Raw genomic sequence first — 26,619 nt, forward strand, 5'->3', positions numbered from 1 at the left:
CGGATTTGCGATGAAGATAAGGATCTCTGTGTTATAGTTTCAGGATTTAAATCTAATAAAAATGGCCGGTATTGAGCATCAGCCTCAAAATTTCCTGCGCATTTACGTATACCATAAAGTGTCCGCCTCCATTAATGATGAGGTCTGGCTTTGTGGTATATTGAAGCGGCAGGATATAGTCAGTTGTGCCATGAATATGAGTCAGGTTTACCGGCCTTTCCGTATTTCTCCATTCCAGGATACAGGTTAATGCCCATTTGATAAAATATGGATCACTATCGGTAACCAGTTGCCGGAGTAAGCTGGTTTCTTTGGGTCCTTTAGCGCCGAGTAATTTCAGGCCCACAGTATTGAACTTTTTTATGTACTTAACCGGCAGTAATTTTTGTAATCTCAGGCTGCCTGCCATCCGGTAATACCAGGGTAATCCTTTAAATGTTGTAGTGCTGGAAATAAGAAAGGTATGAACAGGGGTTAATTTCTTTGCAATTTCGGTAGCCAGCATACCGCCAAAAGACAAGCCTATTAAATAAAACGGGGCAGAGGTATCAATAGCTGAAGCTAGTCTGGCAGCATAATTTTCCAGTGATTCATCAGGGAGTGCAGGTATCCAGTCCAGATGCACCAATTCAAATTCCGCAGGAAATATGAATCTTTTGAAAGCTCGTCTGTCAGCACCCAAACCACTGATAAAGTATATTTTTCTGCCTGGCATTGTAAGGGGCAATTTAAGAATTTTTCAATAAGGAAAGGATAGCCGCAAGAAAAGCCAGTATAGCAGCATAGGTTCGGATATGATGCAGTGCATTCCAGCTGGCTTCAAAATGGTGTCTCATAGACATAAGTTCGGCTGGTGATGCTTTTTCGATATCAAACTGACTTAAAGTATTGTTTAGCGGAACATTGCCAAAGATAGTCACTCCGAAAACCGCTATTGCATAAATCAGAGTCGCTGCAAGCAGGAAATAAAAAGTATTTGATAAACCTCCTGAATGATAGTTTAGCCAGGTGGCCAGTGGAAGTAACAACAAGGTTCCCATGAAACTGATAAAGAAATAAGGGTTAAGTATTTCTTTATTGATGGACTGAAAAGCAGTGAGGAAATTTTTGTTTTGCAGGGCTCCGAGGCCTCTGATTACTGAGCAGTCATAACCATAAAGTAATCCTGCTATCAATCCTGTAAGCAGGATGGCTGTAATTTGGGTTAAATTGTTAAGCGACATAATTCAGGGTTTTATTTTGATATAGGTAAAGCTAAGACAAACCTGACCTGGAAAATTGATCAAAACCGACAAAATTGAATTGATGATGTTTATTTAAATATGGTATGGAAGACGAATCCTTAGAAACCTTTGTCTGGCTCTTCTGAAGTTCTTTAATTCCTTACCCTTAAAAATTGCTGATTTTCTGTCCAGTGTATCGATTTTATGAGCTAACTGATCATAGGAGTTTAATATTCCGGTTAAGGCCTGACGGTTTTCAATCTTCCAGCCGGATATTGCATTTTCCAAACTGTCAATAGATTTTTCGCATCGTGCTATGGTTTCAGTATCTGCTGTTGCCGGCGTTGAAAAATCGCACGCACCTGTGAAAATCAGCAAAAGGCTGAAAAATAAAAATTTTGATTTATATATCCCGGGCTGCTGGTTTAATGTATTTTCGCGCATCATATCGTTTGGGACAAAATTAATAGATAAAACGATAATCCGTAAGCGAAATCCAAGGTTATGACTTTTACCTATACCTGGTTCCGGTAAAAGAAAAAGGTGTAAATCATAGGCTTAAGTCTATGATTTACACCTGAAAATTTACATCCATTTTGATGCAAAGCGATAAAATTCATGTCTCAGCTCATTGAAAAGTCTTTCTTCAGTAAGATAGTCTTCATGTAAGTTGTGATTGTCAGATATCGTAATTTTCTCTATTGAACCATCAAATTCACTAATCTGATCTTTGATATTACTGTTATTCTCATGAATACTGCTCTTCAGTTCATCAATTGCATTTTTGTGAATAATAAATTCATTCTGAAAATGTTCAACCTGCCCGGCTACCTCTTTATTGGTATTGTCTGCAAGGATCTCTTCAAGACGCTCCTGTAAAATTACAAGCTCCTGAGCATAAAAGTCCAGGCCCCTTAAGGAATCGCTATGTAAATTTGTGATATGTTTAATACTTAGCTGTTTCATACCTCTAATATATCCATGATTCAGTTAGGGTTTGTTGACTCAAAATAATCTTTCATCTACTGATTAATGTCTGACATTCAAGGTTTAAAGCTTAGCATTACGGGCTTTCTTCAGTGATCAGCTTTTTCTTTAATCTGGATAATAAAAGGATGGATGATATACTTAAACCGATCAGAAAACCAACCCAGATCCCTGTAGGGCCCATATTCATGGGTATAGCGAGGTAATAGCCAACCGGAAGGCCGATTATCCAATAGGCTACAGCAATCAGACCGGTAGGGATAATCACATCTTTAATTCCTCTTAATAAACCTGCTGTAATCGTTTGTATGGCATCCGGGATCTGAAATAATGCGGCATATAAAATCAAGGTGCCTGCCAGAACCAGTACCTGGTTGTTTTCAGTGAACAATAATGGGATGAACGGTCTGATCAGGAATAGCACAGCAGCACAGAAGGCACCAAATGTCAGAGCTGTCAGTAAAGTTCCTTTACCAATAGCATAACCCTTTTTCCAGTTCAGGCCGCCATAAGCATTACTGATCCGGATTGATCCTGCTTCTGCCAGACCGGTAAAAAATATAAACGTAAAGGAAACACAGCTTATGGCTATCTGATGAGCAGCCAGTTGCATTGCACCCATTGTTCCTATTACAATAGCAGAAACGGCAAATGCCCCGAATTCCATTCCTATCTGTAATCCGCAGGGGATACCCAAAGTCAGGAGTTCTTTAATGGTTGCCCATTTAATTACCCATTGTCTTTTTCTGACTGCAATATAGCGTCTGTAAAAAGGAGTAAAACAGATGACTAAAGCCATCGCGGTAAAAACAATGATGCGGGTTATAAAGGTACCCCATGCTGCACCCATTAATTCCAGTCTGGGGAAACCCAGATTTCCTAAAATGAGCAGCCAGTTGAAAAAGATATTTACCGGCAGGGCCATCAAAGAGATAATCATGGCAGTACGTGTTTTTTCCAGTCCATCAGTAAATTGCTGAAGACCTATAAAAAGCAGCATTGGAATAGTGGAATAACACATGACACGCATAAATGGAACGGCTAAAGCGACGACTTCTTTATCCTGACCTAAATGCAGCAGGATACCACTGCTTAATTCTAATCCTGTACAGATCACGATACTTGTTAAAAGACATAGTATAAAACCATTGAACAGATAATGGGATATTTTCTGACCATCATGACTTCCATTCGCATTAGATACAGTCTGTGCAATAGCCATAGCTATTCCTATCCCTATGATAAAAGGAATATTAATTACGTTCATCACTAAAGATGCGGCTGCGAGATGCTTATAACTAAGCTCCCCAACCATGGCCATATCTATAATGTGTAATACTATTTGTGAAAGTTCACCGATAATAAGTGGTATGGCCAGTTTTATTGTTTTCTGGGTTTCCATTGGGATTTATTTCCCGGCAAAGGTCTGTAATTATCCGGCCCTGGGCTCTGGTATCTGACTGAACCGGTGAAAATCAGTCCTGAACAGACAGGAAAACGAAAAGCCCGGCGATATTCTGCCGGGCCTTTACTATTGGGTGTGTTGTTGCATTGTGATTTAATGGTGAAGAGTGTCTGGCACTCAATTCTACATCTATGACTGTAACGAAATAAGAAGGTTTAATCACCTGCCAAAATAAATTGCAGTTTAATTCAATGATTTGTTCTTCTTACAAGACATCATGTCGGGATATATTGTTTATTTCTGTGGTATGCAATGGTTTAAATAGGTGGTTGTTTATATTTGTTAACTATAAGATGAACAAAAGTAAGGCAAATTTAATTTGTTTTCCTAAATTTAGTTGATTAAATTTGATTATGGATATATTTAACAGAGAAAAATACGATCTGGTATTTAGTAGCGGATTAATAGCCAACAATACGGTAAAAGACAGAGAGTCACGTACAGTGATTAACAAGTACATTGCATTTTGTGAAAAACTGATCACTGAAAATCCGGAAACTAAAGTGGATGATCTTTGTGATTCTGCAGGAACCGGTTTTCGTTACCTCAAAAAATATGGTGAAATTCCTGTAGTAAATACATTATAATTTGAAAATAGGCTAAAATGTTCATTGGTTTTTCGTTTATATTTTGATCTTTGACAGCAAATCAAAAATAATGAATAAAGCAATTTTTTTAGACCGTGATGGGGTCCTTAATCATGAGATCAATGATTACATCTGCAGAGTAGAAGATTTCGAAGTGCTGGAATATCAGATTCCCCCGTTAAAAAAACTATTTGACGAAGGATATCTGCTGGTGGTGATCACCAATCAGGGAGGAATTGGTTTACAGCGTTATACTGAAGATACACTGGCCGATATGCATGAGATCCTGTTCAATAAATTTGAAGAACAAGGTGCAGAAATTATCCATGCCTATTACTGCCCGCATCACCCAAGTGTAAATGGTGAATGTGAATGCCGTAAGCCTAAATCAGGCATGTTGCTGGAAGCTATTGCTGAATATAATATCGACCCGTCATTGTCGGTAATGATAGGGGATAAACCCAGAGATGTAGAGGCTGCTAATGGTGCAGGAGTTAAGGGTATCTTAATCACTCCTGATGAGCAAATAGACTATCATAAGATCAAAGCTGTTCTGGAAGGAACATCTGCATAAATAAGCTGTAAAATCAGTGTACAGATCTTGCTGCACACTGATTTTTATGCAAAATCTTAATAAATAGCCGGATAATCAATATAACCGCAATCACCACCTGTATAATAAGTGTGCTCATTTCCTTCAGTTAAAGCTGTGTTATGCCGGAATCTTTCTACTAAATCAGGGTTGGCAATAAAAGGTCTGCCAAAGGCGATAAGATCGGCCAGGCCGGTCTGTAACATGGTTTCTGCAGATTCTGCTGTAAATCCACCGGCTAATATCAGCAGATTACGGAAGCGTTTACGGATGTCCTGAATATATGCTATTGGTATAGGTGGATTTCCGCCTGCTGACTGATCGGAAAGATGGATATAAAGTATGTCCAGTTGCTGTAATGCATCGGTTATGTACTGGTGTGTAGCAGTTTCTTCCGCATAAGCAGGCAGATCATTGAGTGTAGCAAAAGGGGAGAGCCTGATGCCTGTACGCTCCTTACCAATGGCTGCAACCACGCCTTCCATGATTTCCAGCAGGAAACGGCTGCGCCCTGCAATACTACCTCCATACCGGTCTGTTCTGTGATTAGTATGTGGGTGAAGAAACTGCTCAGGCAAAAAACCATGAGCTCCGTGTATTTCTACACCATCAAAACCAATAGCTATAGCGCTGACCGCTGCCTGTACATGAGATTCTACCAGAGCTTGTACTTCTGTTGTACTTAGAGCCAGTGGTTCTGGTATTGGTGCATGCGGATCTGAAAGGGTTCTGATAGTTTCATTTGCCCTGATAGCTGAGGGGGCAACGAGCATTGCTTCTCCTTCGTGATTGAGCGGGTGCCCGATACGGCCGGAATGTACCAGCTGAATAAAAATCTTTCCGCCCTTTTTGTGAACTTCGTCAGCTACTTTTTTCCAGGCCTCTTTTTGCTTGCTGTTGTAAATACCCGGTGCATTCAGATAACCGATACCATTGGATGCTACAGCGCTGTTTTCGGCAATGATTAAACCCGCGCCGGCTCTCTGACTGTAATAAAGGGGTGCAGATGGACCTGGAACCCCATTTACTGATCGTCTTCTGCTCATTGGAGCCATGACAACGCGGTTGCGAAAGGTAATGGATGGTGTAACCAGCGGTGCCAGTAATTTTTCATTTAAAGTCATCATAAAATTGTTTTCCTGCTGTCAAAATTACTTAGCATAACAGGGGCATAACAGGGATAAAGCGGGGTTTCTTTTGTAATTTTAAAGGTCATGAATCAAAAACAGTTATATCAGCCCTTTGAGTTATATGTTTCAGATATGGAATGCTGGAATGAGCGTCCGCTGGTTTATCATTTCTTTGAGATTGTGCAGATTTTAGAAGGAAGTGGGGTGCGTACTACAAATAGTAATGATTTTAGTTATAAAAAAGGGAGTATATTTCTTTTTACACCATTGGATTGCAGGGGATTTGATATCAGAACGACTACGCGTTTCTGTTCTATCCGTTTCTCAGAGGTCTTTCTCGGGCAGTTTAAACATGCCCAGGACCGGGAAAGGATCTCACGCTGGCTCAGGCAACTGGAACATATTTTTTCTCATCATAACCGTTTTCAGGAAGTATTGATTAAACGACCGGGAGATTGTCATTTGATTAGCTCGCTGATAAACAATATGGTAGAAGAGTATACGCATAAACAACCTTATCATGAAGAAAATCTGCAGCACCTGGTGACACTTATCCTGAATATTATAGCGCGTAATGTATCGGACAGTACTGCTATTACAGCAACAGAATCAGAACCGCTGATTAACAGGATTCTGCTTCATATTGCACAGCATATCAGTGCGCCTGAAAAACTAAGGGTCGGATTTCTTGCCGCTCATTTTAATCTTTCTGCAAATTATGTCAGTGAGTATTTCAGGAAGTTTACGGGCGAAAGTCTGCGCAATTATATTACAAATTATAAAATACGTCTGATACAGCAACGTCTTACTTTTAGCGGATTCACAATCAGTCAGATTGCTGATGAATTAGGCTTTGCAGATGAAAGTCATTTGAGCAGACAATTTAAAAAGTATCATGGGATGAGCCCGTTTGAGTATAGAAAACATACCAAAACAGGACTTAATTGCAAGATCTTTAAATAAAGAAGGGCGTTTCTACAGAAACGCCCTTCTTTATATTTATGATAAGCGAAACTTAAGCCTGAGCTTCAGCAGCTTTTTTATGATCAGCAAGGAATGTAGCCAGTCCGTTATCTGTTAATGGGTGTTTTAATAAACCTAAAATAGCAGATAATGGGCCAGTCATCACATCAGCACCTAATTTAGCGCAGTTGATGATGTGTAATGGTCCGCGGATAGATGCTGCCAGAATTTCTGTTGCATAACCGTAATTGTCAAATATTAAACGAATGTCTTCGATTAACTGCAAACCGTCAGTGCCTATATCATCTAAGCGGCCAAGGAAAGGAGATACATAAGTAGCACCTGCTTTAGCAGCTAATAAAGCCTGTCCGGAAGAGAAGATCAGTGTACAGTTGGTTCTGATGCCTTTTGAAGAGAAATATTTGATGGCTTTAACACCGTCTTTTATCATTGGAACTTTAACTACGATCTTCGGATCAAGTTTAGCTAATGCTTCACCTTCTTTGATAATATTCTCAAAATCTGTAGAGATAACTTCAGCACTTACATCTCCGTCAACGATAGCACAAATTGCTTTGTAATGATCGATAACCTTCTGATCGCCTGAAATACCTTCTTTAGCCATAAGGCTGGGATTGGTCGTTACACCATCTAATACACCAAGATCCTGTGCTTCTTTGATTTGCTCAAGATTAGCCGTGTCAATGAAAAATTTCATGATTATATGATTTAAGGAATGATAAACTATGGATAGATTCAGCGTATGCTCTGGACGGAAGATTGTGCAATGAAAGCATAGTCAATCTGGAAAAAATAAAAATGGGCAAGCAACCTTTATCGCACCGCTACAACCTTCTACCCTTGCTTCGTTCCCGCCCTGGGGGAGTTCAAAGGGAGCTGATCGTAAAGGACTTGCCCACTGCAAATGTAGCAAAAGAGTTTAGTCTGCAAAAACGAAATCAAGAAATATTTGATGTTTTTTATTGAAAATTTGATAATAGATTGAGATTTAGCGGATTGTAATTGAATAAAAATTCATTTTAGTTCTGTTTTTAGTTAAATAACCCTCAAAATTGGGCTGAGAAGCCAATTTTTAGCTCTTTTTTAAGCGGGAAAACGGAATAAAACCGAAGGATTTTGTGGTAATCTTCTTATTTAGGCAGGTATTTTAGTCGCTAATGAAAAATTATTCTAAATAACATGATTATTATATTTGCAATAATTAATGTTGTTTTTTGTCGATTTGATAATTTAATGTCTACCTAATTATGCTGCTATTTATTTTTCGCAAAAAAAATAGCAAAATGGCAATTATTCAGCTAATTTATTATCTTAGTGTCTCGAATACATTAAGATATGGAACAAATTGAAGAAAATCAGGGCTTGTACGATTCAAGCTTTGAGCACGATGCTTGCGGTATTGGTTTTGTTGCCCACGTAAAAGGACGAAAGTCACAGCAAATAATATCTGATGCCATTACTATTCTGGAGAATCTTGACCATCGGGGGGCTTGCGGCGCCGAGATTAACACTGGTGATGGTGCCGGGATTATGATACAGGTTCCACATGAATTCTTATATGATGAGTGTCTGAAAATCGGATTCAGCCTGAATCAGCCTGGTGACTATGGCGTAGGGATGTTATTTCTGCCTAAAGACGTTCGGGCAAGGGAAGAATGCCGCGAAGTAATTTATCGTGCTGCTGAAAAACTAAACCTGGAAATCCTGGGATTTAGAAGAGTTAATACCAATACAGAAGGTATTGGAGACATGGCGCTATCTGTAGAGCCTGAAATGGAGCAAGTATTTGTAGCGAGACCTGACCAGATCGCTGCCGGTGCTGACTTTGAACGTAAACTATATGTATTCAAAAATTACCTGACTAAAACTATTCTGAATACAGTTAAAGGAATTAAGACTGATTTTTATATCGCTTCTTTTTCTTCTCGTACTATAGTTTACAAGGGTCAGCTGACCTCCATGCAGGTTCGTACTTATTTCACAGAGCTAAGTGATAAAAGAGTTGTCTCTGCTTTCGGGTTAATCCACTCGAGGTTTGCCACCAATACATTTCCTTCATGGAGATTAGCGCAGCCTTTCCGTTATATCGCCCATAATGGCGAAATTAACACCTTACAAGGCAATTTAAACTGGTTCCGGGCAAGTGTAAAATCTTTTGCCTCGAGCTATTTCACTGCCGAAGAATTAAATATCCTGCTGCCAGTAATTGATGAGACACAATCTGATTCTGGTTGTCTGGATAATATTATTGAATTGTTGCTGCATGCCGGCCGTTCTCTGCCACATGTACTGATGATGCTGATTCCCGAGGCCTGGGATGGTAATGAAGACATGAGTGAGCTTAAACAGGCTTTCTATAAGTTCCATGCTACTTTAATGGAGCCATGGGACGGACCTGCTGCTATTGCTTTTACAGATGGTAACCTGATTGGTGCAACGCTGGATAGAAATGGTTTAAGACCATCAAGATATGCGATCACTAAAGATGACCATGTAATTATGGCTTCTGAATCAGGTGCACTGGCTCTGGATCAGAGTCAGGTGATTGAAAAAGGAAGACTGACACCAGGAAAAATGTTTGTGGTGGATATGGAGCAGGGTAGAATTATCAGCGATGATGAAATCAAAACTACCGTTTGCAGTCAGCGTCCTTATGCTGACTGGTTAAATCAGTACCAGATCCGTCTGGAAGAATTATCTGATCCAAGAGTTGTATTTACCGGACTTTCTCAGGAGTCTATGTTTAAATATCAGCAGGTATTCGGGTATAGCAGAGAAGATATTGATCTGATCTTAAAACCGATGGCTATTGAAGCTAAAGAGCCTATAGGCTCTATGGGAACTGATATTCCTCTGGCTGTTTTATCTCAGAAACCTCAGCATCTTTCTTCGTATTTCAAACAGTTGTTTGCGCAGGTAACCAATCCGCCAATTGATCCGATCAGAGAGAAAGTGGTTATGAGTCTGGCTGGTTTTATGGGTAACAATGGTAATCTGCTGGAGGAACATGCGATGCAGTGTCATTGTGTGGGCATTAAACATCCGATCTTAACCAATCTTGAACTGGAAAAAGTAAGAAGTATAGATACAGGAGTATTTCAGTCTAAAACACTGCAAACTTATTTCAGGGCAGATGGCAAACCCGGCTCACTGGCCAAAGGTTTGGAGCGTCTGTGCCGTTATGCGGTTGATGCGGTTGAAGATGGTTTCCAGGTTATTGTGTTGTCTGACCGTGCACTGGACTCTGAACATGCTGCTATTCCATCATTAATGGCTGTTTCGGCTGTGCATCACCATTTAATCCGTAAAGGTCACCGTGGAGCTGTAGGAATTGTAGTGGAAGCAGGTGATGTGTGGGAAGTTCATCATTTTGCCTGTTTAATTGGTTTTGGAGCTACGGCTGTAAATCCTTATCTGGCATTGGAAACTATTTCTGGTTTTGAAGCAGAAAGCGGTCTTAAAGCAGAAAAGCTGATTCAAAATTATATATATGCAGTAAATAGTGGTTTGTTGAAAATATTCTCTAAAATGGGTATTTCCACACTGCAATCTTATCATGGTGCACAGATATTTGAAATACTGGGTATCCATAAAAGTGTGGTAGACAGTTATTTCAGTGGTGCTGTCTCAAGAATCGGCGGACTGGGTTTGGACGAAATTGCCAGAGAGGCGTTAATTAAGCATAGCCGTGTGTTTGGTAAATCAACACGTCCTGATATGCTGCTGCCTACTGGTGGGAATTATAAATGGAGAAGAAAAGGGGAACAGCATTTATTTAACCCGCAAACGATCCATCTATTACAGAACGCGACACGCAAAAATGACTATGGCGTTTACAAACAATATAGTAAACTGGTTAATGAACAAACCAAACAGGCTTATACGATTCGTGGTTTGTTTGAATTTAATTATAACCGTGAGCCTGTTCCATTGACTGAAGTTGAACCTGTTGAAGCTATATTAAAACGTTTTGCTACCGGAGCGATGTCTTTCGGGTCTATTTCACATGAAGCACACTCTACTTTAGCCATCGCGATGAACCGTATTGGTGGAAAAAGTAATACCGGTGAAGGTGGTGAAGATGAGCTGCGCTATGAATTGCTGCCTAATGGAGATTCTATGCGCTCGTCAATCAAACAGATTGCTTCTGCGCGCTTTGGGGTAACGAGTAACTATCTGACTAATGCAGATGAATTACAGATCAAAATGGCTCAGGGTGCTAAACCTGGAGAAGGTGGTCAGTTGCCGGGGCATAAAGTAGACGACTGGATTGCAAAAGTAAGACATGCTACGCCAGGTGTTGGTCTGATTTCTCCGCCTCCGCATCATGATATTTATTCTATTGAAGATCTGGCACAGCTGATCTTTGATCTGAAGAATGCAAACAGGGCGGCAAGGATTAATGTAAAACTGGTTTCCAAAGCTGGTGTTGGTACCATCGCTGCTGGTGTGGCCAAAGCACATGCTGACGTGATCCTGGTATCTGGTTTTGATGGTGGAACCGGTGCTTCGCCGCTAACCTCTATTCAGCATGCAGGTTTGCCATGGGAATTAGGTCTGGCAGAAGCACATCAGACACTGGTTAAAAATCGTTTACGCAGCAGGGTCGTTGTACAAACTGATGGCCAGCTGAAAACAGGAAGAGATATTGCTATCGCAACTTTACTGGGTGCTGAAGAATGGGGTGTGGCTACGGCTGCATTAGTTACTTCGGGTTGTATTATGATGAGAAAGTGCCATCTGAATACTTGTCCGGTTGGTGTGGCCACGCAAGATCCGGAATTAAGAAAACTGTTTACCGGTGATGCAGATCATGTAGTGAATCTTTTCCGCTTTCTGGCAGAAGAACTGCGTGAAACCATGGCCGAGTTAGGTTTCAGAACTGTTGAAGAAATGGTTGGACAGGCAGATGCATTGAGCCTGCGTACAATAGATGATGCAGACTGGAAACTGAAAAACCTTGATCTTTCTGCCATTTTGTACAAAGCACCTGATAATGGTCTTAGCTTGTATAATACGGAGAAACAGGATCATGGTATCAGTAACGTACTGGATCATCAGCTGATTGAGGCTTCTCAGCCTGCTTTATTGAACAAAGAACCGGTTTTCAAAGAGTTTAAGGTTAAAAATACTGACCGTGCAATTGGTACAATGTTATCTAACGAAGTATCTAAAATCTATAAAGGAACAGGTTTGCCTCCTGATACGATCAACTTCAAATTCAATGGTTCAGCAGGACAGAGCTTTGGTGCATTTGCAACCAGAGGTATTTCACTGGAACTGGAAGGTGAAGGAAATGATTATGTTGGAAAAGGGCTTTCCGGAGCGCGTTTATCAGTGTATCCTTTCCGTGAGGTAACTTATGTACCGGAACAGAACATCATTATTGGTAATGTAGCTTTATATGGGGCTACTTCGGGCGAATTATTTGCCAGAGGCCTGGCAGGCGAGCGTTTTGCAGTCAGAAATTCCGGAGCTACTGCTGTAATTGAAGGTCTGGGGGATCATGGTTGTGAATACATGACAGGTGGTGAAGTGCTTGTGCTGGGAAATACAGGTAGTAATTTTGCTGCTGGTATGAGTGGTGGAGTAGCCTGGATATATGATGTTAATGGTGATTTTCCTAATAAGTGTAACAAGGAAATGGTAGATCTGGATCCTTTGAATGAGGAAGATGAAATGCGGATTAACAGCTTGCTTAAAAAACATATCCAGCTGACTGGTAGTAAACTGGCAGAGTTTATATTAAGTGACTGGGCAACACAATCGGCTCATTTTATTAAGGTATTCCCTAAAGAATACAAAGCGGTTTTATTAAAAAGAAGTAATAAAGTTAAGACATCATAATTATGGGAAAAGTAACCGGATTTTTAGAGTATGAAAGAACTGCTCCTGTAAAACAAGATGCAAAAGAGCGTTTAGAACATTATAATGAATTTGTTGTCTCCTTTGAACAGGATCAGGTAAAACAGGAGGCTGCACGTTGTATGGACTGTGGTGTTCCATTTTGTCAGTCGGGTTGCCCGCTGGGAAATGTAATCCCTGAATTTAACGAGGCTGTATATAAAGCAGAGTGGGAGATAGCTGCTAATATTTTATTGAGCACCAATAACTTCCCTGAATTTACAGGAAGGATATGTCCTGCTCCATGTGAATCGGCCTGTGTACTGGGCATTAACAAATCTCCTGTTTCAATTGAGGATATAGAAAAGCATATTATTGAAATTGCTTTCTCTAAAGGTTATATTAAAGCAGAACCACCTTTGATCCGCAGTGGTAAAAAGGTAGCTGTAATCGGTTCTGGTCCGGCTGGATTAGCCGCTGCAGCTCAGCTTAATAAGGCAGGTCATGAGGTAGTGGTTTATGAGCGGGATGATACTCCCGGTGGTTTGCTGAATTATGGTATTCCTGATTTTAAACTGCAGAAAGACGTGGTGAGCAGAAGGATCAGCCTGATGGAAAAAGAAGGAATAGAATTTAAATGTAATTCGAATGTAGGGGTGAACGTTGAGCTGAATACTTTACTGAGAGAATATCAGTCTATTGTTCTGGCTGGTGGTTCTACCATCCCGCGTGACCTAAATGTTACGGGCAGATCAGCCAGGGGAATTCATTATGCAATGGATTTCTTAAAACAACAGAATAAGAGAGTACGTAATTTCAGTATTGATCAGGAGCCAATTCTGGCTAATGGAAAAGATGTAATTGTAATTGGTGGTGGTGATACAGGTTCGGATTGTATCGGTACTTCAAATCGCCAGGGAGCCAGGTCTGTTACGCAGTTTGAAATTATGCCGATGCCTGCCCAGCAGCGTACGGCGAATATGCCATGGCCAACTTACCCGATGTTACTGAAAGTTACGAGTTCGCATGAGGAAGGTTGCAGCAGAGCCTGGGGCGTAAACACTAAAGAGTTTATCGCTGATGAGAATGGTGCGCTTAAAGCTTTAAAAGTTGTGGATGTGGAATGGGAAATTGATGGAGCAGGACGTCCTGTAAATTTTAAAGAAATTGAAGGTACTACCCGTGAACTTCCATGTCAGTTGGTTTTACTGGCAATGGGCTTCCTGTATCCGCAAAAAGAAGGTTTGCTGGAGAAATTAGGTGTTGAACTGGATGGCAGAGGAAATGTAAAAGCCGAGGAAGGTAAATATCAAACCAATATTGCCAAAGTTTTTGTAGCTGGTGATATGAGAAGAGGGCAGTCATTAGTCGTATGGGCGATATCTGAAGGTAGGGAAGCAGCAAGAAAAGTTGATGAATACCTGATGGGGTCAAGTAAACTGGCTACTAAGGATGGTATTCCGTATGCATAATCTGTAAGTCTGATTAAAAAAACTAAACAATAATAAGTACTAACCAAAGATTCCGCTCATCGTTACGATGAGCGGTTTTTTTATGTTTTTTATATTTATGATGTTCTTCCTGCTAATTGAAATCCTCCGGATTATTTATATTACAATCTTAGCTTAGCATAGAAATCCCATAAAACGATTCCGGCAGAAATCACTATGTTAAAAGAGTGTTTCGTACCAAACTGAGGTATTTCTATACATTTATCAATTTCGGCCATCACTTCCTCACTCACGCCATTTACTTCATTTCCGAAGATTAACGCATATTTTTTATCCTGCTCCGGTTTAAAAGTATTCAGCATAATGCTGTCAACCGCCTGTTCAATGGCAATAATTTCATAACCATCTTTTCTCAGTTCTTTAATAGCATCCAGCGTTTCATCATAATGAACCCAGGCAACAGACTGTGTTGCACCAATAGCTGTTTTTTCAATTTCACGGTGTGGGGGCTGAGCTGTTATCCCGCAAAGGATAATTTTCTCTATAGCAAAACCATCCGCCGTCCGGAAAGCAGACCCAACATTGTTCATGCTGCGTACATTATCCAGTATTACAACTACCGGTAGTTTATCCTGTTCTTTAAATTCCTCTATACCTACACGGTTTAATTCAGTTGTCTTTAATTTCTGCATGGCGCAAAAATAGAATTAAATTGTGGTAGCTCCATTGCCAATTTTACTGATATATACATCTGGTGCATAACCAATCTGTTCTGTATAATATGCGGTAAGTTTTTCTCTGAAATCAGCTTCTGCATCTTTCTTCAGTAAAGCTATTGCACAGCCGCCAAAACCAGCACCAGTCATTCTTGCTCCGGTTACATCAGGATAGGTTGCACAGAATTCCACTACAGTATCAAGTTCTTTGCCGGTTACTTCATATAAATCTTTTAAAGATTGATGTGAAGCGTACATTAAACGGCCAAATTCTTCCAGATCACCATTGTTCAATGCCTTTGCTGCCAGATTAACTCTGTCATTTTCTTTGATCACATGGGTTGCGCGTTTCAGTATAGTCTCATCCTTTATCAGGTGACTGTGCAGGGCAAATTTATCTGCACTGAGCTCACATAAATTGTTTAGCGTGATTTCCTCATTCAGGGCTTTAAGAGCAGTCTGGCATTCGGCAACTCTTTCATTGTATTTGGATTCAGCGAGTTCTCTTGGTTTATTGGTGTTAATAATGGTTAAAACGTGCTCACCCAGATCACAGTCTACAATTTTATATTTCAGTGTATCACAATTCAGTACGATTGCTTTGTCTTTTTCTCCGAAAGCAACAGCAAACTGATCCATAATGCCACTATTTACACCTATAAATTCGTTTTCTACTTTTTGCGCCAGTTTTACCAGGGCCAGACGATCATAATCGAGCTCCAGGTAAGCAGTAAGTGCATAAGCTGTAATGACTTCAATAGATGCAGAAGACGATAAGCCTGAGCCAACCGGAATATTCCCGGCATAAAGCAAATCAAAGCCTACAGGAATCTGGAAGTTTTTAAGAATTTCATTGAAAACTCCAAGCGGGTAATTATACCATGCCGTGTTTTCTTTTTTATAACTGGTTTGCAGCGGGATAATTGCTTCTTCAGGAAAATTCAGACTTTTAAAGCGGATGACCTGATCGTTATTGGGGGCAAGGCAAAGCCAGGTACCCAGGGTAATTGCACATGGCAAAACTAAACCTCCATTATAATCGATATGTTCACCGATCAGATTTACACGACCGGGAGTAAAATAGGTGGCAGCTGGTTGCTGGCCGTAGGTGTCAAAGAATTTACCGGATAGTTCAGATTTCATTTTTTTTGTAATGTTTTGGTTTGGCTGGTCAACAGATTAACAAATACTAGTAAAAAAACACTTTTAAACGGATTAAATATTGTTTTCAGTTTAAATTTTGCGGGTATTATTTGTAGTATTGTTAAGTAAATATCGACTAATATACGTTTTATGAAAGAAAATCAAATTAGCACCGGGCGTTTTATTGATGGAAAAGAAATCTTCGCAGTAGAGCTCGTTAACAGTCTTGGCAGCAAGGTGAAAATATATAATTATGGTGCTATTGTAAGTGAGTTTATTGTAACCAATGCAAAGGGCGAAAAGCAGGATATTATGCTTGGTTTTGACAATATTGATGGTTATCTGAATGAGGATTATCTGGCTGATTATCCTTATCTGGGAGTTGTGGTTGGACGGTACTCTAACAGGATCAGGGATGGCAGATACAGTATAGATGGTGTAGCTTATCAGATGGCTAAAGGTCTGCATGGTGGTGAAGCCGGTTTTGATAAAAAAGTATGGGATATCCTGCCAACGGTTGATCCGAGTCTGACGCTGCAGTATGTTAGTCCTGACGGTGAAGAAAGTTTTCCGGGTAATCTGACTGTGCAGCTGACTTTTAAATTATCTGATACAGATGAACTGATTCTTGATTATAAGGCATTTACTGATGCTCCTACAGTTATCAATCTGACTCATCATAGTTATTTTAACCTGAATAAAAACGGTGGAAGTATAGCTGATCATCAGCTTAGAATGCCTGCCAGTAATTATCTGGAACAGGATGCTGATTATGTCGTAACCGGCAGATTAACTCCGGTAGCGGGTACTGCCCATGATTTCCTGGCAAGTAAAGCTATAGGACAGGATTGGGATCCGGGAGAGGGGTATGATCAGAGTTTTGTACTGGATAAACCTTATGGTCAGTTAGGACTGGCTTCTGAAACTACGGAGGCAACATCAGGATTAAAACTGGAGGTTTATACTACAGAGCCGGTAGCTCACTTTTATACGGCCAAATATCTGAATACGGCCGAAAGTAAAGATGGCAGGGGATATGGGCCATTTGAAGCTTTCTGTATAGAAACCCAGCATTACCCCAACAGCGTAAATATTCCTGAATTTCCAACTACGATTTTAAGACCTGGAGAAACTTATTTACAGACTACAATTTTTAAAGTAAGTCATTAACATTTGGCTGGATATACAGATAGGCAATCATGGATAAGTTGAAAATTATAAGTGCTACAGTGAGACCAGGAAGGAAAGGTCCGCTTGTAGCTGACTGGATTGCTGAATTAGCAAAGAAGTCAAATGCTTTTGAAGTCGAATTGATAGATCTGGGTGTGTTAAATCTGCCTTTAATGGATGAAATCAATCATCCTGCATTGCAGAAATATGAACATGAACATACCATAAAGTGGAGTGCAAAGATCAATGAAGCCGATGCCTTTATTTTTGTAACTGGTGAATATGACTGGGGTTACCCTTCACCTTTGAGGAATGCACTGGAATATTTATCTAAGGAATGGAATTATAAAGCGGCAGGAATTGTAAGTTATGGAGGTATTTCTGCTGGTACAAGAGCTGCAAATTCGTTAAAAAATGATCTGAGCTCCTTTAAAATGGTACCTTTGTGTGAAGCAGTGAATTTCCCTTTCTTTACTGAATTAATCAATGAGAACGATGTTTTTGTTCCTCATGAACGTTCTGAGAAAGCGGCGAAGGTCATGCTCAGAGAATTAGTGCGTTGGACTAAAGGATTAAAATTAATCAAGGCTGACGTTTAGCATAACGCAGTTTTTTATAAGGATAGAGCTCATGAAAGTGGATATTTGGTCGGACGTTAACTGTCCGTTTTGTTACATCGGTAAAAGGAAGTTTGAACTGGCTCTGGAACAGTTTGAACATAAAGATCAGGTAGAGGTAGAGTGGCACAGTTTTGAGCTTGACCCGAATGCAGAAACCCGGCCGGAGCTGAATGCGTACGATTATCTGGCAGAGAAAAAAGGGCAGAGCCGCGAATGGTCTGTTCAAATGCATCAGCAAGTCATCGCTGCTGCTGCTGAGGTTGGTTTAAAGTTTGATTTTGATCAGGTTGTGATTGCTAACTCTTTTAATGCACACAGATTGATTCAGCTGGCAAAGTCTAAAGGTCTTGATAATGAGATTGAAGAGCAGCTATTTATTGCTCATTTTACGGAGGGCAAAAACATTGATGATGATGCAGTTCTGATCGCAACTGGTAAAGCTGCCGGTTTAGATCAGCATGAAATTGAGACCTTGCTGGCAGGTGATGCTTTTACCAGTGAAGTACGTACAGATGAACAAATAGCACAGCAGATTGGGATCAGCGGGGTTCCGTTTTTTATTCTTGATCAGAAACTGGCAGTTTCAGGTGCTCAGCCTCCTTCAACATTTCTTGGCGCGCTTGAACAGGCCTGGTCAAAAAATGAGTCGGCGACAAAAGATGCTGAATAATGAACAAATTGTTTAATAGATATGTAATGGCGTTGCAGCTGTGTTTTTTAGCTGCAATGCCATTTAATGCTAATGCGCAGGGCGGTTTGTCCCCCGATAACCCGATACAGAAAATTGATAACCGTATCCTGATTGATCTTTCTGAACACAGAAGCGAACCGAAAACAAATGTTTTTATGTTTCTGTCTAAATACAATAATCTGGTTAACATAGCTGTTCCTGCAGGTATATTTGCTGCCGGTGTCATTGATAATGATAAAGGAACCCGTCAGAATGCCTGTTATATTGCCACCAGCTCAGCTGTTAATTTATTGCTGACCATGGTAATTAAAAAAATAGTGAAGCGTCCCAGACCATTTTTAGGTCAGATTAAAATCAATGCAGTTTATCACCCCGGGCAAACATCATTTCCTTCAGGCCATACTTCTTCTTCTTTTACCACGGCTACTGCTTTAAGTCAGGTTTATCATAAATGGTATGTAATTGCTCCGGCTTATCTGTGGGCATCTTCGGTAGGATATTCAAGAATGTATCTGGGGGTTCATTATCCGTCTGATGTGGCTACTGGTGCATTAATTGGTACCGGCTCGGCTCTTTCTATGGGATTCTTAAGATCAGGTCATTAAGCATACAATCAGTTAATCATATCTACGGAATAATTAAAATAAATCTTCTGCTTAGTTAAATAGAAAGATTCTAAAGTATCTGTTCAGGTATTTCCTATATTCGCAGCAATTTTAATCGGATATGAAGAAAATGATACCTGTACTGGTGGCATTATGTTTATCTGCGGGTTATGCAGAAGCTCAGAATGACACTACAAAAAATCTGAACGAAGTTATGGTGAGAGAGAATCGCCTGAAACTTCCGTTCTCTAAACAAAACCGTAACATCTGGATTATAGACAATCAGCAGATCAAAAACCTGCCTTCAAGGTCGGTTAGTGAATTGCTGAGTTATGTGACTGGTGTTGATGTACGTCAGCGCGGACCTGGTGGGGTACAGGCTGATATCAGTATAGATGGAGGAACTTTTGATCAGACACTGGTACTGATTAATGGAATTAAGGTTTCTGACCCCCAAACAGGTCATAATATGATGAACCTGCCCATATCAGTAGATGATATTGATCATATTGAAGTATTGAGAGGGTCGGCATCCCGCATATATGGAACGAATGCCTTAACAGGTGCAATTAATATCGTGACCAAAGCTGTAGTCAGAACTGGAGTTTCGGCAAATGTTTTTACCGGAAGCAGTTTTAAAAAAGACGAAGTAAGCGGCCATACTTATGCTAATTATGGTATCCGTGCTACCGGTACTCTGGCACTTAAAGAATCAAGCCATCTTTTTTCTGCGGGCCAGGAGGCAGGAAACGGTTACCGGTATAATACAGCTTTTAACAACCAGAAGCTTTTTTATCAGGGTAAGGTTAATGTAGGGAAAACTGATCAGCTGGATATTACAGGTGGTTATATTCATAATAATTTTGGCGCCAATGGATATTATTCTGCTCCGGGTGATAAGGAGGCTGAAGAAACTGTAAAAACTGCACTGGCAGCAATTGCATATAAAACACAGCTGACTTCTTTCTGGACGCTGATGCCCAGACTGAGTTACAGAAATAATACAGATGATTATCTATATATCAAACAGACTCCTGATAAATTTCATAATCATCATGTTACGCAGGTGCTGAGTGCTGAACTCAATAATACATTTGAGACTGGAATTGGTGAATTCGGCTTAGGACTTGAAGCGAGAAAAGAGAAAATTAACAGTACAAATCTGGGTAAAAGAAACAGAGATAATGCTGGTATTTACGGAGAGTATAAATTTGATCTCGTTAAAAATCTGCTGGTAAATGTTGGAAGTTATGTAAACTATAATTCTGATTATGGCTGGCAGGCTTTTCCTGGTATTGATGCAGGATACACTTTTTACGGAAACTGGAAAGTTTTTGTAAATGTTGGAACCGGACAGCGTTTACCTACGTTTACCGATCTTTATTATAAGGGCCCGACAAATATAGGTAATGACCAGTTACAGCCAGAGAAATCCCGCTATGCTGAAGGAGGGATTAAATACAACTCTACGCATTTCGTGTTCAATGCCAGTTTGTTTAAACGCAGGATTACTAATTTCATAGATTGGGTGAAAGATAAAACTACTGACCCATGGCAGCCCAAAAACTTCAGTGAACTAAATACTATGGGTTATACATTGAGTGCTGATTACAACACTGGTGTACTTGAAAATACGGCTGTTTTTAATAGTCTGAGATTTGGACTGGCCTATACTTATCTGGATCCGAAAGTTAAAACAACTTTACCTGAAGCCAATATTTCCCGTTATGCGGTAGAATCTTTGAAGAATCAGCTGACAGCAACTGTGAATGCTGAATTTTTAAAAGTAATGGCCTTAACTGTGACGGCCAGATATTGTGAGCGGATTAGTTATAAGGATTATACCGTGATGGATGCCAGGTTATCTTATAAGTTGAAACACAGCAGTATCTATGCAGATGCGTCCAATATATTTGATGTTAACTTTATACAGGCTGGCGCAGTTCCTATGCCCGGTGTCTGGGCAACTTTGGGTTATAAGATAGCTTTATAACGTTTTTATACATTTCTTATTCTATGGTAAGATCCGGTAATTTAATAGCTATTAAATTTGTATAACAAACGAAAGGAACAAGCATATGGCACAAACAGTTTTGCATACTGCAGCCTCAAGAGGCGGAGCAGATCATGGATGGTTAAAAAGTTATCATACATTTAGCTTTGCAAGTTACTATAATCCTGAAAGAGTTAATTTTGGTGCATTAAGAGTACTGAATGATGACTCGGTAGAAGGTGGGAGAGGTTTCGGAGAACATCCGCATGATAATATGGAAATTATCTCTATCCCTTTATCAGGAGCACTGGAACACAAAGACAGTATGGATAATGTTGGTACCATTGAGCCCGGAGAAATTCAGGTCATGAGTGCAGGAACGGGAATATATCATACAGAATATAATAAAAACAAAGACGAAACTGTTAAGTTTTTACAGATCTGGGTTTTTCCAAATAAAAGAAATGTAGAGCCAAGATATGATCAGGTAAAAATCAGTGCGCCGGAAAAACCGAATACACTGGTACAGATTTTATCACCAAACCCGGATGATGCTGGTGTCTGGATTCATCAGGATGCCTGGTTCAACCTGGGTAAACTTGAAAAAGGAAGCCAGGTAGACTATAATTTTCAGCGAAAAGGAAATGGTGCTTATATCTTTGTTTTAGAAGGAGAAATTGAAGTAAACGGACAGCTTTTATCTAAACGTGATGGTTTTGGAATCTGGGATACTGATAGCTTTTCTGTTAAAGCTTCTTCGGCAGCTGAGTTCTTAATTATGGATGTTCCAATGGAATTCTGATCATGGAAAACCTGACTGAGATTTTAGTAGTTAGTAAACATGCTGCTATCCTGGAGACTATACTCAGATTGCTGAATGCACAGCATTCATGGCATGCGGAGGGTGTTTCTGAAGGTGAACAGGCAATTGAGAGGTGCAAATCACGTGCTTATCAGATATTGTTAATGGGAGCGGGACTGACAGATCAGGAAGAAGCCAGGCTTAAAGAGGAAATTAGTCTGATAAATCCTGGAATTCATATTATTCCTCATTATGGTGGCGGGAGCGGGTTATTATATGCCGAAATCTATCAGGCTTTAAATATAGATGATAAAAAAAGCAGGCTGTAATTTACAGCCTGCTTTTATATTTGTTATCCTAACCTGTTAAGCTGAATTAAGCTTTCTCAATCTCATCCTTTACATCACGGGCTTTCTCCTTAATGTCATCTTTTGCATCACTGAATTTAGATTTTACAGTTTCTACTGCTCTGTCTTTTAAATCAGCCAGTTCATCAGCTCCGGTCTGGAGTTTTTCACCATAGGTCTGATATTTATTTTTAGCAGTATCAGCTAATTGATCTGCACCGTTTTTCAATTTCTCTTTGTAAGTCTGCAGTTTGTCTTTCGCACTATCTGCAAGATCTTTAGTCTTATCTGACAATAAATTCCTGGTCTCTGATCCGCTTCCTGGAGCAAATAATACACCTAAAGCCGCTCCAACTGCTAATCCAGCTAATAAAGCTACAACAACAGGAGTTTTATCAGTTTGCTTGCCAAGGTGGTCATTAATTAATTTTTTGTAATCCATGGTAATTAGTTTTTATGATTAACTATTTTAAATTCAAGTCGGTAAGCACATATGTTGTAATTATGCCAACAGCTATTACTGTTCAAAAACCAGTCCAGTTTAAGTATTTGATGAAAAATACTGATATAAAAAGAAACGGCCCCCTGTTTAGCAGAAGGCCGTCTATGTTGATTTTAGATTTATTAATTCTGTGAGACCGTGGTCTTTTTAACGTTCTCTATGGATAAAACGCCATCTCCTTCAATCAGAAAACAGATTAAACCAGCCAGTACCAGGCACGAAAGCCAGAATTCTGAATAAGGTCTGAATATCTGCTGCTGCGGAAGGTTAACATAGAAAACTGCTACAACTAATATAGGGATAATTAACAGGCAGAACAGGCGGGTATGTGTCCCTAAGGCGATCAGCAGGCCGCCTATAATATGCAAGGCTATAATCAAATGTGCCAGTAAACTAATACTTACCGCTGTTCCTAAGCCTGAGTTTTCCATCAGAACTGTGAAAGCATGCAGATTGAGTGCAAATGCTACTCCTTTCCAGACAAGTGTTATGCCTAAAGCTATTCTCAGATAGTCCAGCCATTTCGGATGGTGGTGATCACCCCAATCCTGAATTTTCGATATTAGGTTCATCATGATGTTATATTTTGGTTATATGAATATAAGAAATAATCTATTGTGGATCAAGGGTAAAGAAGATAATTGTTCTGATTTACCGATAATCTGTTATCCCGGCTGATAACAGATTAAATTGATAAATTTGCAGCTTATAAATTTTGAAATTTCATGATAGAGCCAACATTATATTACGAAACCATTAACAGGAATGCAATCCTGATCAAAGCGAAGAAGCCATTTTATGATTGGATCAATTATATTGACCCTGAATATCCGGTGATTGATAATGATGAGGGAACTGTATATCTGATTAAAGAGCAAAAGACAAAAGCTAAAATTGAAAGCTGGTTAAAAAAGAATTATGATCAGTTATTTAAAAATGAACTGAATGATTTTCATACTGATGAAAATGACTGGCCGCAGAAACGTACGTATAAGGTTTTTCAGGAATGGTTCACCGTCGAAATATCGTCTATGATAGTTGATCTACAGGATAATGACATTGTAAAAAGTTAAGCTATTCGATGATCCTTTCTTTAATTCGTTTAACAATCCTTATTATTGAAATATGAACTCCAAAGATCAGCTTAATCCGGAACAGCAGCGCCTCACCAGTCATTATGATAAAGAAACCAACTGGCTTAAATGGGGGCCATATGTCTCTGATCGGCAGTGGGGAACAGTAAGGGAGGATTATAGCTATAATGGAGAGGTCTGGGACTACACTACCCATGATATGGCCAGAAGCAAGGCTTTTCGCTGGGGAGAAGAAGGACTGGGCGGTTTTAGTGATGACGCACAGAATTTATGCGTTGGTCTGGCATTATGGAATGGTAAAGATGCAATTCTTAAGGAACGGCTTTTTGGTTTAACCAATAACCAGGGCAATCACGGAGAGGATGTAAAAGAGCTTTATTATCATCTGGATAGCAGCCCGACACACAGCTATATGAAAATGCTGTATAAATACCCTTTTCAGGCATTTCCTTATGAGGCACTGATCAGTGAAAATGCAAAACGTGATAGAACACAACCGGAATTTGAATTGTTTGATACCGGGTTATTCGATCATGATGAGTATGCTGATGTTTTTATTGAATATGCGAAAAACAAAGAAGAGGATCTGCTGATCAGATATACGGTATTCAACAGGAGCTCAGCTGCAGTAACATTAGATGTAATCCCTCAGCTTTGGTATCGCAATACCTGGCTTGACGGAGAACATGGGACCAAACCTGAGATCTTAAACCAGGGTAATCAGACCTTGCTGCTGAGATCTGATTCTATAGGTGATTATCATTGTTATGCAGATGGTGCTCCTCAGCTTTTATTTACTGATAATGAAAGTAATAATCAGCGTCTTTACCAGGCTGAGAATATCAGCAGGTATGTTAAAGATGGAATAAATGAGTATATCGTTAACGGTAATCAGGATGCTGTTAACCCCGATAATATAGGTACAAAAGCCGGGATAAGGTATAATTTAACTATTCCGGCAGGTGGAAACAGTGTCATCAAAGTCAGGCTGTGTAAAGATAAGGTGTCCAGACCGTTTGGTGATTTCGACGATGTATTTGCATTGAGAATTCAGGAGACTGATACTTTTTATGCACAAAAACAGGTTGATACGATTTCTGCTGATGAAAAAGCGATGCAACGGCAGGCCTGGGCCGGAATGTTCTGGAATAAACAGTTTTACAGTTATGATGTCAATAAATGGCTGAACGGAGATAACGGACAGCCTGTTCCTCCGAAACAAAGAAAGACCGGCAGAAATTCTCATTGGAAACATTTTGTTGCCAATGATATTCTGTCTATGCCTGATAAATGGGAGTATCCGTGGTTTGCAGCATGGGATCTGGCTTTTCATTGTATCAGTTTTGCACCACTGGATCCTGATTTTGCCAAAGATCAGCTTCGTTTAATGGTTAGTGCGAACTATATGCACCCAAGCGGGCAATTGCCTGCTTATGAATGGGATTTTGGTGATGTAAATCCACCTGTTCATGCCATGGCAACCTGGCATGTATATCTTGCTGATAAAGCCGTAAAAGGAAAAGGAGATATCAATTTCCTGGTCGAAATTTTCAATAAACTGCTGCTTAATTTCACCTGGTGGGTCAATCAGAAAGATAGTGAAGGGAACAATATTTTTGAAGGGGGGTTTTTAGGTCTTGATAATATTGGGGTATTTAACCGGAGTCAGCCGGTACCTGGCGGTGGTTTTCTGGAACAGGCTGATGGTACAAGCTGGATGGCCATGTATGCCCTGGATATGATGCAGATCAGCATGGAGCTTTCCTTGAATTTTGAAGTGTTTGAAAGTATGGCAATCAAGTTCTCTGAGCACTTTTTATATATTGCAGGTTCAATTTCCAGTATGGGGGATGGTTCAGCAGGTCTATGGGATGAAGAGGATGGTTTTTATTATGACATGCTGAGAAGACCAGACGGATCAGCCGACCGTCTTCGCTTAAGAAGTCTTGTTGGACTGATACCTATGTTTGCCCAGGTTGTATTTGATGAGCGTAAATGGGGAAAACTGCCAAAATTAAAAGAGCGTCTGGAATGGTTTATGCAACAAAGACCAGACCTGGTTCAGCTGGTCAGTCACTGGACAGATACTAAAGGAAGTGATCAGCATTTACTTTCCCTGTTACGCGGACACCGGATGAAACTGTTATTGAAGCGGATGCTTGATCCGAATGAGTTCCTTTCGGATTTCGGGGTTCGTTCTGTCTCCAGGGCTTATTGTACCTATCCTTTTAATTATCAGCTGGATGGTATAGATTATACAGTGAAGTATATTCCGGCAGAGAGTGATTCGGGAATGTTTGGTGGAAACAGTAACTGGCGCGGCCCGATGTGGATGCCTGTCAACTATCTGATTATTGAATCACTCAAAAATTTCCAGGAATATTATACGGATGATTTCAAAGTAGAATGTCCTACTGGTTCAGGTCAGTTCTTAAGCCTTAAAGAAATCGCAGCCTTACTGAGTCAGCGGCTCAAAAGTATATTCATCAGAAATGAAGCAGGAGAACGACCCGTATCGGGTGGGAACCCTAAATTTAACCACGATCCGCATTTTAAAGATTATATATTATTCCATGAGTACTTTAATGGAGATAATGGTAAAGGACTTGGGGCCAGTCATCAAACTGGCTGGACTGGTCTGATTGCATTGCTTTAAGCCGGTCGGGTGGTGAT

At 40.0% G+C, this 26,619-nt stretch carries 25 protein-coding genes and 1 other RNA gene; 14 read left to right on the forward strand and 12 right to left on the reverse strand.

Annotation, left to right across the window (positions count from 1 at the left end):
- Positions 1-52: 52 nt before the first annotated feature.
- The 5 genes from PL_RS01825 to PL_RS01845 form a co-directional block, all read right to left on the reverse strand.
- Entirely contained in the window at positions 53-715 is a 663-nt protein-coding gene (locus PL_RS01825; protein ID WP_348620863.1) for an alpha/beta hydrolase, read from the reverse strand.
- 13 nt (positions 716-728) lie between these two features.
- Complete coding sequence (locus PL_RS01830) at positions 729-1,223, reverse strand: DUF1772 domain-containing protein (RefSeq protein WP_041880386.1); 495 nt, start codon at positions 1,221-1,223, stop codon at positions 729-731.
- 93 nt (positions 1,224-1,316) lie between these two features.
- Positions 1,317-1,670 (reverse strand): hypothetical protein, encoded by a 354-nt coding sequence (locus tag PL_RS01835; RefSeq protein ID WP_152620278.1) that lies wholly within the window; start codon positions 1,668-1,670, stop codon positions 1,317-1,319.
- A 138-nt stretch (positions 1,671-1,808) separates the two neighbouring features.
- Positions 1,809-2,189: a hypothetical protein gene (locus PL_RS01840; RefSeq protein ID WP_041880382.1), complete on the reverse strand. Its 381-nt coding sequence runs from the start codon at positions 2,187-2,189 to the stop codon at positions 1,809-1,811.
- Positions 2,190-2,286: 97 nt separating this feature from the next.
- Positions 2,287-3,612, reverse strand: coding sequence for an MATE family efflux transporter (locus tag PL_RS01845; protein WP_041880381.1), 1,326 nt, complete (start codon positions 3,610-3,612; stop codon positions 2,287-2,289).
- A gap of 416 nt (positions 3,613-4,028) precedes the next feature.
- On the opposite strand from PL_RS01845, the gene PL_RS01850 reads away from it, so the two are divergent.
- Both PL_RS01850 and PL_RS01855 read left to right on the forward strand, forming a co-directional pair.
- A complete protein-coding gene (locus PL_RS01850) occupies positions 4,029-4,262 on the forward strand; it encodes a hypothetical protein (RefSeq protein ID WP_041880380.1) in 234 nt (77 codons plus the stop codon).
- A gap of 70 nt (positions 4,263-4,332) precedes the next feature.
- Entirely contained in the window at positions 4,333-4,836 is a 504-nt protein-coding gene (locus PL_RS01855) for a D-glycero-alpha-D-manno-heptose-1,7-bisphosphate 7-phosphatase (RefSeq protein ID WP_041880378.1), read from the forward strand.
- A gap of 56 nt (positions 4,837-4,892) precedes the next feature.
- Here the strand turns inward: PL_RS01855 and PL_RS01860 are convergent, their stop codons facing one another.
- Entirely contained in the window at positions 4,893-5,981 is a 1,089-nt protein-coding gene (locus tag PL_RS01860) for an alkene reductase (RefSeq protein WP_200890710.1), read from the reverse strand.
- An 87-nt stretch (positions 5,982-6,068) separates the two neighbouring features.
- On the opposite strand from PL_RS01860, the gene PL_RS01865 reads away from it, so the two are divergent.
- Entirely contained in the window at positions 6,069-6,947 is an 879-nt protein-coding gene (locus PL_RS01865) for a helix-turn-helix domain-containing protein (RefSeq protein WP_052496166.1), read from the forward strand.
- A 52-nt stretch (positions 6,948-6,999) separates the two neighbouring features.
- Here PL_RS01865 and fsa read toward each other — a convergent pair whose 3' ends face one another.
- Both fsa and ffs read right to left on the reverse strand, forming a co-directional pair.
- A complete protein-coding gene (gene fsa, locus PL_RS01870) occupies positions 7,000-7,665 on the reverse strand; it encodes a fructose-6-phosphate aldolase (RefSeq protein WP_041880376.1) in 666 nt (221 codons plus the stop codon).
- 100 nt (positions 7,666-7,765) lie between these two features.
- Positions 7,766-7,865: signal recognition particle sRNA small type (gene ffs, locus PL_RS01875), an RNA gene on the reverse strand.
- A gap of 438 nt (positions 7,866-8,303) precedes the next feature.
- Here ffs and gltB point away from each other — a divergent pair.
- Together gltB and PL_RS01885 are read left to right on the forward strand one after the other, a co-directional pair.
- Positions 8,304-12,815 (forward strand): glutamate synthase large subunit, encoded by a 4,512-nt coding sequence (gene gltB / locus PL_RS01880; protein WP_041880374.1) that lies wholly within the window; start codon positions 8,304-8,306, stop codon positions 12,813-12,815.
- 2 nt (positions 12,816-12,817) lie between these two features.
- The gene (locus tag PL_RS01885; protein ID WP_041880372.1) at positions 12,818-14,284 is read left to right on the forward strand and encodes a glutamate synthase subunit beta; all 1,467 of its coding nucleotides are present in this window, start codon (positions 12,818-12,820) and stop codon (positions 14,282-14,284) included.
- Positions 14,285-14,424: 140 nt separating this feature from the next.
- On the opposite strand, the gene PL_RS01890 is transcribed toward PL_RS01885, so the two are convergent.
- Both PL_RS01890 and PL_RS01895 read right to left on the reverse strand, forming a co-directional pair.
- On the reverse strand, positions 14,425-14,955 hold the full coding sequence (locus PL_RS01890) for an RNA methyltransferase (protein WP_041880370.1): 531 nt from the start codon (positions 14,953-14,955) through the stop codon (positions 14,425-14,427).
- Between the two features lie 15 nt (positions 14,956-14,970).
- Positions 14,971-16,122, reverse strand: a complete 1,152-nt coding sequence (locus PL_RS01895) for a galactokinase (protein ID WP_041880368.1) — start codon at positions 16,120-16,122, stop codon at positions 14,971-14,973.
- Between the two features lie 150 nt (positions 16,123-16,272).
- On the opposite strand from PL_RS01895, the gene PL_RS01900 reads away from it, so the two are divergent.
- From PL_RS01900 to PL_RS01930, 7 genes are all read left to right on the forward strand, one after another.
- Entirely contained in the window at positions 16,273-17,292 is a 1,020-nt protein-coding gene (locus tag PL_RS01900) for an aldose epimerase family protein (protein ID WP_041880366.1), read from the forward strand.
- A 29-nt stretch (positions 17,293-17,321) separates the two neighbouring features.
- Positions 17,322-17,891, forward strand: coding sequence for an NADPH-dependent FMN reductase (locus PL_RS01905; protein WP_041880364.1), 570 nt, complete (start codon positions 17,322-17,324; stop codon positions 17,889-17,891).
- 31 nt (positions 17,892-17,922) lie between these two features.
- On the forward strand, positions 17,923-18,582 hold the full coding sequence (locus PL_RS01910) for a DsbA family oxidoreductase (protein WP_041880362.1): 660 nt from the start codon (positions 17,923-17,925) through the stop codon (positions 18,580-18,582).
- A 26-nt stretch (positions 18,583-18,608) separates the two neighbouring features.
- Positions 18,609-19,208 (forward strand): phosphatase PAP2 family protein, encoded by a 600-nt coding sequence (locus PL_RS01915; RefSeq protein WP_348620869.1) that lies wholly within the window; start codon positions 18,609-18,611, stop codon positions 19,206-19,208.
- A gap of 121 nt (positions 19,209-19,329) precedes the next feature.
- On the forward strand, positions 19,330-21,201 hold the full coding sequence (locus tag PL_RS01920) for a TonB-dependent receptor plug domain-containing protein (RefSeq protein ID WP_041880360.1): 1,872 nt from the start codon (positions 19,330-19,332) through the stop codon (positions 21,199-21,201).
- Positions 21,202-21,286: 85 nt separating this feature from the next.
- The gene (locus PL_RS01925; RefSeq protein ID WP_041880358.1) at positions 21,287-22,003 is read left to right on the forward strand and encodes a pirin family protein; all 717 of its coding nucleotides are present in this window, start codon (positions 21,287-21,289) and stop codon (positions 22,001-22,003) included.
- A gap of 2 nt (positions 22,004-22,005) precedes the next feature.
- Positions 22,006-22,332, forward strand: a complete 327-nt coding sequence (locus tag PL_RS01930; protein ID WP_052496165.1) for a hypothetical protein — start codon at positions 22,006-22,008, stop codon at positions 22,330-22,332.
- 46 nt (positions 22,333-22,378) lie between these two features.
- Here PL_RS01930 and PL_RS01935 read toward each other — a convergent pair whose 3' ends face one another.
- Together PL_RS01935 and PL_RS01940 are read right to left on the reverse strand one after the other, a co-directional pair.
- Positions 22,379-22,792 carry a YtxH domain-containing protein gene (locus tag PL_RS01935; protein ID WP_082035870.1) on the reverse strand — a complete coding sequence of 138 codons (414 nt, stop codon included), beginning with the start codon at positions 22,790-22,792 and terminating at the stop codon, positions 22,379-22,381.
- Between the two features lie 182 nt (positions 22,793-22,974).
- Positions 22,975-23,427, reverse strand: coding sequence for a DoxX family protein (locus PL_RS01940; protein WP_235324480.1), 453 nt, complete (start codon positions 23,425-23,427; stop codon positions 22,975-22,977).
- A gap of 150 nt (positions 23,428-23,577) precedes the next feature.
- On the opposite strand from PL_RS01940, the gene PL_RS01945 reads away from it, so the two are divergent.
- Both PL_RS01945 and PL_RS01950 read left to right on the forward strand, forming a co-directional pair.
- The gene (locus PL_RS01945; protein WP_052496164.1) at positions 23,578-23,925 is read left to right on the forward strand and encodes a hypothetical protein; all 348 of its coding nucleotides are present in this window, start codon (positions 23,578-23,580) and stop codon (positions 23,923-23,925) included.
- A gap of 52 nt (positions 23,926-23,977) precedes the next feature.
- Entirely contained in the window at positions 23,978-26,602 is a 2,625-nt protein-coding gene (locus PL_RS01950) for an MGH1-like glycoside hydrolase domain-containing protein (protein WP_041880354.1), read from the forward strand.
- Positions 26,603-26,619 lie beyond the last annotated feature (17 nt).

It is taken from the genome of Pedobacter lusitanus (assembly GCF_040026395.1).
GTDB classification, from domain to species: Bacteria; Bacteroidota; Bacteroidia; order Sphingobacteriales; family Sphingobacteriaceae; genus Pedobacter; species Pedobacter lusitanus.

Excerpts from the sequence above, each read along its gene's own strand:
- gltB (WP_041880374.1), top strand. The coding sequence starts at position 8,304 with ATGGAACAAATTGAAGAAAATCAGGGCTTGTACGATTCAAGCTTTGAG.
- PL_RS01845 (WP_041880381.1), bottom strand. The coding sequence starts at position 3,612 with ATGGAAACCCAGAAAACAATAAAACTGGCCATACCACTTATTATCGGT.
- PL_RS01860 (WP_200890710.1), bottom strand. The coding sequence starts at position 5,981 with ATGATGACTTTAAATGAAAAATTACTGGCACCGCTGGTTACACCATCC.
- PL_RS01920 (WP_041880360.1), top strand. The coding sequence starts at position 19,330 with ATGAAGAAAATGATACCTGTACTGGTGGCATTATGTTTATCTGCGGGT.
- PL_RS01910 (WP_041880362.1), top strand. The coding sequence starts at position 17,923 with ATGAAAGTGGATATTTGGTCGGACGTTAACTGTCCGTTTTGTTACATC.
- PL_RS01835 (WP_152620278.1), bottom strand. The coding sequence starts at position 1,670 with ATGATGCGCGAAAATACATTAAACCAGCAGCCCGGGATATATAAATCA.
- PL_RS01930 (WP_052496165.1), top strand. The coding sequence starts at position 22,006 with ATGGAAAACCTGACTGAGATTTTAGTAGTTAGTAAACATGCTGCTATC.
- PL_RS01855 (WP_041880378.1), top strand. The coding sequence starts at position 4,333 with ATGAATAAAGCAATTTTTTTAGACCGTGATGGGGTCCTTAATCATGAG.
- PL_RS01935 (WP_082035870.1), bottom strand. The coding sequence starts at position 22,792 with ATGGATTACAAAAAATTAATTAATGACCACCTTGGCAAGCAAACTGAT.
- PL_RS01825 (WP_348620863.1), bottom strand. The coding sequence starts at position 715 with ATGCCAGGCAGAAAAATATACTTTATCAGTGGTTTGGGTGCTGACAGA.
- fsa (WP_041880376.1), bottom strand. The coding sequence starts at position 7,665 with ATGAAATTTTTCATTGACACGGCTAATCTTGAGCAAATCAAAGAAGCA.
- PL_RS01895 (WP_041880368.1), bottom strand. The coding sequence starts at position 16,122 with ATGAAATCTGAACTATCCGGTAAATTCTTTGACACCTACGGCCAGCAA.
- PL_RS01830 (WP_041880386.1), bottom strand. The coding sequence starts at position 1,223 with ATGTCGCTTAACAATTTAACCCAAATTACAGCCATCCTGCTTACAGGA.
- PL_RS01890 (WP_041880370.1), bottom strand. The coding sequence starts at position 14,955 with ATGCAGAAATTAAAGACAACTGAATTAAACCGTGTAGGTATAGAGGAA.
- PL_RS01945 (WP_052496164.1), top strand. The coding sequence starts at position 23,578 with ATGATAGAGCCAACATTATATTACGAAACCATTAACAGGAATGCAATC.
- PL_RS01915 (WP_348620869.1), top strand. The coding sequence starts at position 18,609 with ATGGCGTTGCAGCTGTGTTTTTTAGCTGCAATGCCATTTAATGCTAAT.
- PL_RS01850 (WP_041880380.1), top strand. The coding sequence starts at position 4,029 with ATGGATATATTTAACAGAGAAAAATACGATCTGGTATTTAGTAGCGGA.
- PL_RS01900 (WP_041880366.1), top strand. The coding sequence starts at position 16,273 with ATGAAAGAAAATCAAATTAGCACCGGGCGTTTTATTGATGGAAAAGAA.
- PL_RS01940 (WP_235324480.1), bottom strand. The coding sequence starts at position 23,427 with ATGATGAACCTAATATCGAAAATTCAGGATTGGGGTGATCACCACCAT.
- PL_RS01885 (WP_041880372.1), top strand. The coding sequence starts at position 12,818 with ATGGGAAAAGTAACCGGATTTTTAGAGTATGAAAGAACTGCTCCTGTA.
- PL_RS01905 (WP_041880364.1), top strand. The coding sequence starts at position 17,322 with ATGGATAAGTTGAAAATTATAAGTGCTACAGTGAGACCAGGAAGGAAA.
- PL_RS01925 (WP_041880358.1), top strand. The coding sequence starts at position 21,287 with ATGGCACAAACAGTTTTGCATACTGCAGCCTCAAGAGGCGGAGCAGAT.
- PL_RS01865 (WP_052496166.1), top strand. The coding sequence starts at position 6,069 with ATGAATCAAAAACAGTTATATCAGCCCTTTGAGTTATATGTTTCAGAT.
- PL_RS01840 (WP_041880382.1), bottom strand. The coding sequence starts at position 2,189 with ATGAAACAGCTAAGTATTAAACATATCACAAATTTACATAGCGATTCC.
- PL_RS01950 (WP_041880354.1), top strand. The coding sequence starts at position 23,978 with ATGAACTCCAAAGATCAGCTTAATCCGGAACAGCAGCGCCTCACCAGT.